The sequence below is a fragment of the Pseudomonas sp. SMN5 genome, from assembly GCF_052041925.1.
GTDB lineage: Bacteria > Pseudomonadota > Gammaproteobacteria > Pseudomonadales > Pseudomonadaceae > Aquipseudomonas.
The window spans coordinates 1-523 of record NZ_JBKGGX010000070.1 but is presented as its reverse complement, the minus strand read 5'-3'; the positions used below and the strand labels follow the sequence as shown (position 1 = coordinate 523).

General features: G+C 66.2%; 1 protein-coding gene. It reads left to right on the top strand.

Going from position 1 to position 523, the window contains the following annotated elements:
* A partial coding sequence (locus tag ACLEJR_RS27015; protein WP_440817758.1) for a DUF6531 domain-containing protein occupies positions 1-523 on the top strand: 523 nt, incomplete at both ends.

The following is a 523-nucleotide window of genomic DNA, read 5'->3' as shown; positions in this document are numbered from 1 at the left end:
ACGAACCCTTCGACGACGCCCCCACCCAATCGAAAAACCCCAACGGCGACAGCGCCGACACCGCCGCCCAGACCGCCACCAGCGGCTGCCCGGTGTCGATGGTCACCGGCGAGGAACTGCTGACCCTGGAAGACGGCGTGCTCGATGGCCGCCTGCCCTTCGTCTTCACCCGCTTATACCGCAGCAGCGCCGCCGACCTGGACATCGGGCTCGGGCGCGGCTGGAGCCATGCCCTGGCTCATCGCCTGCTCTTGGAAGGCGAGCAAGTTACCTGGGTCGACCAGGAAAACCGTCGCACCCTTTTTCCGCTGCCCACCGCCCAACGCCCGGCGATCCACAACAGCCTGGCCCGCGCCGCTATCTACCTGGGCACCGAGCCGGACGAACTGATCATCGCCCAGCCCGGCGACCAGGCGCCTTTCCTACACTTTCGCGACGGTCATCTGACCGCTCTCAGTGATCGGTACGACAACCGCCTGACCGTCCAACGCAACATCCATGGCGACATCAGCCGCCTGGACAA